Below are 7,361 nucleotides of genomic sequence, written 5' to 3'. Positions count from 1 at the left end.
GTGGCGAAGGGGTTGTTGCCGGGGCGCGGCGCACTGGGGCGAGGCCCCGGGGTCGGGGCGCTGCGGCGCGAGCCGGGCGTCGGGGCGCCAGAGGCGGAGGCAGGCTTGGCAGCCCTGGCTCCGGGCTTGGGGGCCTTGGGCGCCGCGCCCGCGGTTCTCGGCTGGGGCGCCGGCTTGGCGGCGGCCGGGGCCTGGGCGCCCTCACTCGGCTTGGCGCCCTGAGCACCTGGTTTGGGGGTGCCGGCACCCGGCTTGGGGGCGGCCGGCTTGACGGCGGGGCTCGGAGCGGGGGCCGCAGCACCGGCAGGTCCAGGCTTGGCGCCTTGGGCTCCCGGCTTGGGGGCGCTCTTGGAAGGCTTGGGGGCCTGAGAGTCGGTGTTGGCCGACTTGGCCGGCTTGTCGGCCTGGGTGTCCGCCGGCGCCTCCTGCACCTGGGCGGCGAAGTGCTCGCGAACCCGGCGAGCGACGGGTGGCTCAACGGCGGACGAGGCCGCCTTGACGAACTCTCCCTGGTCCTTGAGCCAGGCCAGGATCACCTTCGAGGTGACCTTCTTGCCAGTGGGGTCGAGCTCTTTCGCGAGCTCATGAACGCGTGGTTTAGCCACTTTTCTCCTGTCCGGTTTCCCACCCCGGACAGGGGTGGGTGCTTCTAGAGGCAGCTCATCGCTGGGTACTCATCGGGTGCCCATCGGCTTCCTACCCGCCTTCGCTATCGATGGTCCGCTCACCCGGTCGGGCAGCGGGGACCTCGCCGTCGTTGACCATCCTCCGTTCCAGGAACCCGCGTACCCGGGCCACATCCAGTGGTCCGCCGGTGCGCAGGGCGCGTGGAGCGGCGCGGCGTCGCTCAGCGAGGTCGAGGCACGCCGGATCCGGGTGGATCCAGGCGCCGCGCCCGGGTCTGACGGCCCGGGCGTCGACGTCGAGCTCACCGCTCGGCGTCAGGACGAGACGCAGCAGCTGCGTCCGTGGGGCCCTTTGTCGACAGCCGATACAGGTGCGCTCGGGCACGTGGGGGATGGTGACCACCGTCCGTCGGCGTCCTTCCGCTGCTCTGCAACCGCTGACGCGGGTACCGCAGCCGAGGAATCCCGGCGCAGGACCCGCAAAGGTCCGCCGGAAAGTCTACATCGCCCCACAGGGCGGTTCAGTCGCCCAGCTCTGAGGGACCTGTCACGTCGTCGGACTGGGAGCCCTGGCCGGGGGTGATCTCGCCGGACTCGGCGTCGGCGTGGATGTCGATCTTCCACCCGGTCAGGCGAGCGGCCAGACGGGCGTTCTGCCCCTCCTTGCCGATGGCCAGGGAGAGCTGGAAGTCGGGGACGATGGCGCGCGCAGTGTGCTCCTCGGCGTCGATGACGCCCACGGCAGCCACGCGGGCCGGGGACAGGGCGTTAGCGATGAAGCGGGCCGGGTCCTCCGAGTAGTCCACGATGTCGATCTTCTCCCCACCGAGCTCGGTCATGACCGCACGCACCCGCTGCCCCATGGGGCCGATGCAGGCGCCCTTGGCGTTGACGCCGCGGACCTTGGAACGCACAGCCATCTTGGTGCGGTGACCGGCCTCCCGGGCCACCGAGACGATCTCGACGTCACCCGAGGAGAGCTCGGGAACCTCACGCTCGAAGAGCTTGCGAACCAGACCGGGGTGGGTGCGCGACAGGATGATCTGAGCCCCGCGGGTGCCGCGCGAGACATCGGTGACGTAGGCGCGCACGCGGTCGCCGTGGCGGTAGCGCTCGCCGGGGACCTGCTCATGGGGAGGCATGATGCCCTCGTGCTCCTCGTCCAGGCGCACGTAGACGATGCGGGGGTCGCGCCCCTGCTCCACGGTGCCGGAGATCAGCTCGCCGGTCTTGTCCTTGAAGGCGCCCAGGACCTCGAAGTCGCGGCGGTCCTGGATGCGCTGGACGATAACGCTGCGGGCCGTGGCCTGGGCGATGCGGCCGAAGTCATCGGGGGTGTCATCGAAGTACTCCCCCGTGGGCTGGTCGTCCTCGTCGACCTCCGGGGCCAGGACGCTCATGTGCCCGGTGCGACGGTCGATCTCGACGTGGGCGCCGCGGATGGCCCCGGGCACCTTGGAGTAGGCCCCCAGGATGGCGTCCTCGATAGCGGGCAGCAGGTTGTCCAGGTCAATACCGAGCTCGTCGGCAGCGCCTCGCAGCTCCGGCATATTGATGTCCATGGGTCCTTGGGTCCTCTCTGGTCCGCTGAGCGGGTGTTCACTGGGTTCCCGTTGACGGTAGCCCGTGAGGGGTCGGATGGTCCATCACGTCTTTCCCGGGCAGGTCCGTCAACCTATCAGTTATCAGGACATACATTATTCCCGGTCACTACCCGTGGGGAGTATCCTATGGATCTTCGGCCTGTTGCCCGGCTCTAGAGCCCGGCCACCACCATCCGGGCCTCGATGATGTCCCCCAGCGCGATGCGGCGCTCGACGCCGTCGACCTCGATCCCGACCATGCCGCCGTTGTGCTCACTGGCGCCGTCGTCCTCATCGGCCGCGGTGACGAGGCCGGTGAGCTCACCGTCGGCCGTGCGCACCCGGGCACTATGACCAACGGCACGCCGGAAGTGACGCAGGGTGCTCAGCTCCCGCTCGGCGCCGGGGGTGGAGACCTCGAGGGTGTACTGACCCTTGACGGGGTCGGCCTCGTCGAGGGCCTGGGAGACGGCCGCGGTCACGGGCCCCAGGGCGTCGAGATCGAGGTCTCCGGGACCATCGACCAGGTCCACGAAGACGCGCACGACCGAGTACTTTCCCGCCCGGGTGGTCTCCACGCTCTCAAGATGAAGCCCGGCATCGTTGACAACGGGAAGGAGCAGATCGGTGAGACTGCAGGCCAGAGCGTCAGCGCGCTGGCGCGGATCCTTGCGCTGATCAGGGGCTGCCATGGTCGTTCTTCCTCCCGTACTGGCCCGAGGCGAAGGCCCGGGCGACGTGGTCAACATGGTCGAGGTGGTCGAGGTCGGGATCATGCTACCCGCCGTCTGTGGGAGGATTCCCCGGTGAACACTCGCCGCCCTCCCCTGCCCGCCCAGTCGAACGGCTCTCAGCCGGCCTACAGTGACCGGCTCGGCGCCAGGCCCCGTACCAGTGGCGACGCCGACGCGGCGGGCCACGGCTTGACGCGTCGCACCGCGGTGCTCGCGGTGGGAACGGCTCTGACCGTGGCGGTGAGCGGTTGCGGACTGCGTCTGGGGAAGGGCTCCCCGGCGTCCCTGCCATCGGCCTCGGCGGCGGAGACCGCCCGTGACGGCCTGGCCCGGCAGGCCGCGCTCATCTCCTCCACCGCCGGTGTGGTCGCGCAGGCCGGCGGCGGGGATGCCACGACGGTGACCCTGGCCGAGGGGGTCAAGCAGACGGCTGACGCCCAGCTCGAGACCCTGGGCGGGGTATGGCAGCCCTGGCCCACACAGGTGCCCTCCACCTACCCCACGGTTGCTCCGGTGCCGTCGGCCTCGGCGGGCGCCTCCGCCCAGGATCTGGCCACGGCCCTGGCCGATGGATCGACGCTGGCCCGCCGGGCGGCGATCGCCGCCGCCTCGGAGCAGGATGCCCGGCTCTTCACCTCGCTGACGGTGGCCTGGAGTCTCCAGCATGATCTCTTCCAGCCGCCGAGCTCGGCGGATAAGTCACGGGTGGAGGTGGCGCAGGGCTCCAAGATCAGCTCCGGTCTGCTGACCTCCTATGACGAGGCCCGCTACGCCATGGAGGAGCTTGCGGCGCGCAGCGACGACTCCCAGCGCACTCGGGCGGTCGCTGATGCCAAGGCCGCCACCTCCGTCGTCAACGCCGCGGTGGCCGCGGGCTCCGAGGACAAGCGGCTGAGCGCCTACGCCGCCCCGAGTGAGTCCACCGACCCCAGTGTGAGTACCCAGGTGCTCTGGGCCCGGCAGGTGTGGTCCGCCATCGTGTCCTCAGAGGTGCAGGAGGCCGGTTCTGCCAAGGCCTCCAGCCCGGCCCGGGAAGCGGCCGTCACCGGTGCGGTCGACGCTGCCCGCCGCGCCACCGCCTGGGGCGCGGACTTCTCCTCCCTGCCCGGCTACGCCGCCTGACATGCGTCTTGTCGTGACGGCCGTGGCCGCCATCGCCGCCCTGGCGGCCGTGGACCAGCTCTTCTTGTGGATGGAGCGCCGTGGCTGGATCTACTGGCGGCGCCGCAAGCGCGACCCCCGGGGCGCCCTCCTGGGTCCCATCGACAACGTCTTCAACCCGGCCCACGAGCACGCGGTTGAGCAGCAGGAGACCGAGGAGCGCCTGGCCGACATCCAGGCAGACACGGCCCCGAGGTGAGAAAGCCCGCCCCGCTCCGATGGAGATCCCCGTAGGACTCGTCGTCTCGCATGTGGCGGCAACGCGTCACACCTGCAGCACCGGATCGTTGGGGCCTCCGGCCCAGCGGCATCCTGACCCTTCCATCTTTTGAGGGTGCTCGGCCAGTCCGCCGGTCAACCGGGGCAATGAGGGTGCCCCTATGTGGTGTGTCTGGACTGCTGGGGGTTTTTCGGACAGTCTCGATGCGAAGCCCGTCCAGGCTGGGCTCACGGCCGACGAACTGCGCACACTCAAACAAGCACTCCACTGGCAAGCAGCTCGACTCGGCCACGATCACGAAGGACCGACTGACCAAGCAGGGTCTGTTGACCTGAGCGGGCGCCACGGAAGCCTTCCCCGACGGCTCCCGAACGGGAACGGGGCGACGTCGGGCCGTCTGCTCATCAGAAACGGTCTCGCCGCAGACTTTGGACTGGCTCATCGCACCCGAGCCTCGCTCCGACCGACGCGGGCGGGGACTGGGCAATGGAATGTGTCACCGCCGGATCCGGGGACCCCAGCCGACGAGACCGGATCACGGCACTCACCCGGCGGAACCCGCGCCATCGTGCAGGATCGTCAGGCAGGTCGCCAGCGCGGGGTTGCGGTGACGCGGGGCGTACACGGCCCGCACGGTGCGCGGCGCCAGAACGGCCGCGGGAATGGGCGCGGCCCGCTGGCGGCGGGTCATCGGCGCGGGCAGGACGGCGTTGCCGAAGCCCGCCGCGCTCAGTCTGCCCAGCAGCCGGATGTCGCCGACCTGCCCGATGACCGCGGGAACCAGGTGGTGGTCCTCCATGAGGCGGTCGAAGACCTCGCGGAGCCGGGTCCCGCGGCGCAGCGCGACCCATGCGCGCCCGTCGAGGTCGGCCGGCGCGACCGGCCCGGACGGCAGCGCCGGCCCCACGAGGCTGAAGGACTCCTCGCAGACCACCAGGGACTCCAGGTCGCGGCTGGAGGGGCGCGCGGTGTCGACGATCGCGAGGTCGAGGCGGCCGTCGCGCACGTCCCGGACCATCTCATCGGTGGCCTCCTGAACGATCGAGACCGACAGGTTGGGGTGGGCGAGGCGCACCCGCTCCAGCAGGTCGCACAGGTCGACCGCGGTGAGCGAGGCGATGGCCCCCACCCGCAGCTCCAGGTGCGCGCCGGTCGTCGCCGCGACCGCGCGCCCGGCCTCGTCGACGGCGGCTAGGGCGGCGCGGGCGTGGGGCTCCAGGGCGAGGGCCGACGGCGTCGGACGCACCGGTCGGCGGGTGAACAGGGCCGTGCCGAGCTCGCGCTCGAGGGACCGAACCTGCTGGCTGAGGCCCGACTGGGTGAGGTGGACGCGCCGGGCTGCCCGGGTGAAGGAGCCCGTGTCGAGGATCGCCAGGAAGCAGGCGAGGTGTCTGAGCTCCACGTGCGCGAGATTAGAAGAACTGATCGGTGGCTGTCAAAGCCGCTGTTTGCCTGATCTCAATGGGTTCGCGAGACTGCGGCCATGACGCACTCGGACATGGGACCGGCAGGGGGCCGCGGCGGCTCGAGGCGGGGCGGGCCGCCGGGGACGACGGCCGTCCTCGTCGGAGTCCAGCTCCTCCTGGTCCTGGACACCACCGTGATCACCTCGGCGACCCCGGTCATGTCCCGCCAACTGCACACCGGGGTCGGACGGGTCTCCCTCGCGCAGGGCGTCTACGCGCTGGCCTTCGGGGGGCTCCTGCTGCTCGGGGGCTGGTGCGCCGACCGCTTCGGGGCCCTGCGCGCGCTGAGGTGGGCACTGGGCGCCTTCGCGCTCAGCGGCGGGGCGGTCACCATGGTCGGCGCCGTCGGGCCGGTCATCGCCCTGCGGGCCCTTCAGGGGGCGTGCGCGGCGCTGGCCGCCCCCGCGACCCTGGCGCTCCTGATCGACCTGCCCCCGCGACGGGCGCGGCGCGCCCTGGGCTGGTTCGCCGCCGTGGGGGCGATCGGCCTCGCGCTGGGGGTCGGCCTGGGAACGCCGCTGATCGCGGCGGCGGGGTGGAGGGCGGGATTCACCGGCCCCGCCGTCATCGCGCTCGCCCTCCTGATCGGGACCGTCCCGCTGGGACGGGGGAGAACGGGCGGGGGACGGCGGTCGGCGGGGGCGGACGGACGCCCTCCCGTGCTCCTGAGCGCAGCGGTGACCGTCCTGCTCGCCGCGGCCGAGGCGGCCCTGCTCGCCAGGAGCTGGTGGACGCCCCTCGCGGCGCTGGCGGCGGCCTCGCCCCTCCTGCTGGCGGTCCTGCGCGCCGACGCCGGCCGGACGCGCCCGGTCATCCCGCCCTCCATGACCGCCGCCACGACGGCCAGGGCGGGGCTGGTGCTCATGACCGCATTCGGCGGGTGGCAGGCCGCGGAGGTGCTCCTCGTGGCGGTCCGGCTCGACTCCCTGCGGGCGGCGCACCCGTGGCTGGCGGGCCTGCCGTTCTGGCTCCAGGGCGCAGCGGCGCTGCTGTGCGCACCCGCCGTCCAGCGCCTGTGCGAGTCGGGCCGCTCCCTCGGGCCGATCATGACGCTCTCGCCCTGCGCCGCGGGTTTGGGCTTCATCGTGATCGGCGCGACCCGCTCCACGGGGCCCGCGGCCGCATGCGCCGCGACAGTCGTCTTCGGCGTCGCCGCGGTGTCGGCGAGCACGGCGGCGACCCTGACGACGGCGTCGGCCGCCGACGCCCCGCCCGGCCGCATCGGGGCCGTCATGACCTCCGCGCGCCAACTCGGCACCAGCGTCGGGACCTGCATCGTCGGCGCCCTGCTGGGAGCCCCACTCGGCTCCCCCGGAAGAGCCTGCGCCCTGGCCGCGGGGGCGGTCGTGATCGTGCTCGGCCTGGCGGCCTCTCCCCGGGACCGGCGGGCGTAGGGGCGGGTTCCGAGGATGAGTCGGCGTCGAGGCGGCAATTTGGGCCGATTCCGTCGGCCCGGTCCAAACCGGAGTCCGCCCGGGACCACCAACAAGGTAACTAGTCCACGAGGTTCAGCTCTCACTGCCTGAGAGTCAACCACGCTGTGTTGTCTCATGACTTCTGAGAACTCCGGA

General features: G+C 71.9%; 8 protein-coding genes. 3 read left to right on the top strand and 5 right to left on the bottom strand.

The window, feature by feature from the left end; all coding sequences use genetic code 11:
* The 4 genes from HMPREF2883_RS15625 to rimP form a co-directional block, all read right to left on the bottom strand.
* Window positions 1-605, bottom strand: a 605-nt coding sequence (locus tag HMPREF2883_RS15625; RefSeq protein WP_371080766.1) for a translation initiation factor IF-2 N-terminal domain-containing protein, incomplete at its 3' end; no start/stop codon positions are given.
* Between the two features lie 91 nt (window positions 606-696).
* Window positions 697-1,029, bottom strand: coding sequence for a YlxR family protein (locus HMPREF2883_RS10630; RefSeq protein ID WP_070662090.1), 333 nt, complete (start codon window positions 1,027-1,029; stop codon window positions 697-699).
* Window positions 1,030-1,147: 118 nt separating this feature from the next.
* Complete coding sequence (nusA, locus tag HMPREF2883_RS10625; protein WP_070662087.1) at window positions 1,148-2,188, bottom strand: transcription termination factor NusA; 1,041 nt, start codon at window positions 2,186-2,188, stop codon at window positions 1,148-1,150.
* Between the two features lie 194 nt (window positions 2,189-2,382).
* Window positions 2,383-2,901, bottom strand: coding sequence for a ribosome maturation factor RimP (gene rimP, locus HMPREF2883_RS10620; protein WP_070662084.1), 519 nt, complete (start codon window positions 2,899-2,901; stop codon window positions 2,383-2,385).
* Window positions 2,902-3,015: 114 nt separating this feature from the next.
* Between rimP and HMPREF2883_RS10615 the strand changes: the two genes are divergently transcribed.
* Both HMPREF2883_RS10615 and HMPREF2883_RS10610 read left to right on the top strand, forming a co-directional pair.
* Complete coding sequence (locus tag HMPREF2883_RS10615) at window positions 3,016-4,065, top strand: Tat pathway signal protein (RefSeq protein ID WP_256277444.1); 1,050 nt, start codon at window positions 3,016-3,018, stop codon at window positions 4,063-4,065.
* Between the two features lies 1 nt (window position 4,066).
* Complete coding sequence (locus HMPREF2883_RS10610) at window positions 4,067-4,303, top strand: hypothetical protein (protein ID WP_070662080.1); 237 nt, start codon at window positions 4,067-4,069, stop codon at window positions 4,301-4,303.
* Window positions 4,304-4,868: 565 nt separating this feature from the next.
* Here HMPREF2883_RS10610 and HMPREF2883_RS10605 read toward each other — a convergent pair.
* On the bottom strand, window positions 4,869-5,726 hold the full coding sequence (locus HMPREF2883_RS10605) for a LysR family transcriptional regulator (protein WP_070662077.1): 858 nt from the start codon (window positions 5,724-5,726) through the stop codon (window positions 4,869-4,871).
* Between the two features lie 81 nt (window positions 5,727-5,807).
* On the opposite strand from HMPREF2883_RS10605, the gene HMPREF2883_RS10600 reads away from it, so the two are divergent.
* Window positions 5,808-7,184, top strand: coding sequence for an MFS transporter (locus HMPREF2883_RS10600; protein ID WP_081381698.1), 1,377 nt, complete (start codon window positions 5,808-5,810; stop codon window positions 7,182-7,184).
* Window positions 7,185-7,361 lie beyond the last annotated feature (177 nt).

The organism is Actinomyces sp. HMSC075C01, from assembly GCF_001812965.1.
Taxonomy (GTDB): Bacteria; Actinomycetota; Actinomycetes; order Actinomycetales; family Actinomycetaceae; genus Actinomyces; species Actinomyces acetigenes.
This window is presented reverse-complemented; position numbering and strand designations above follow the sequence as displayed.

Coding starts and splice junctions, on each gene's coding strand:
- nusA (WP_070662087.1), bottom strand. CDS start 2,188: ATGGACATCAATATGCCGGAGCTGCGAGGCGCTGCCGACGAGCTCGGT.
- rimP (WP_070662084.1), bottom strand. CDS start 2,901: ATGGCAGCCCCTGATCAGCGCAAGGATCCGCGCCAGCGCGCTGACGCT.
- HMPREF2883_RS10610 (WP_070662080.1), top strand. CDS start 4,067: ATGCGTCTTGTCGTGACGGCCGTGGCCGCCATCGCCGCCCTGGCGGCC.
- HMPREF2883_RS10600 (WP_081381698.1), top strand. CDS start 5,808: ATGACGCACTCGGACATGGGACCGGCAGGGGGCCGCGGCGGCTCGAGG.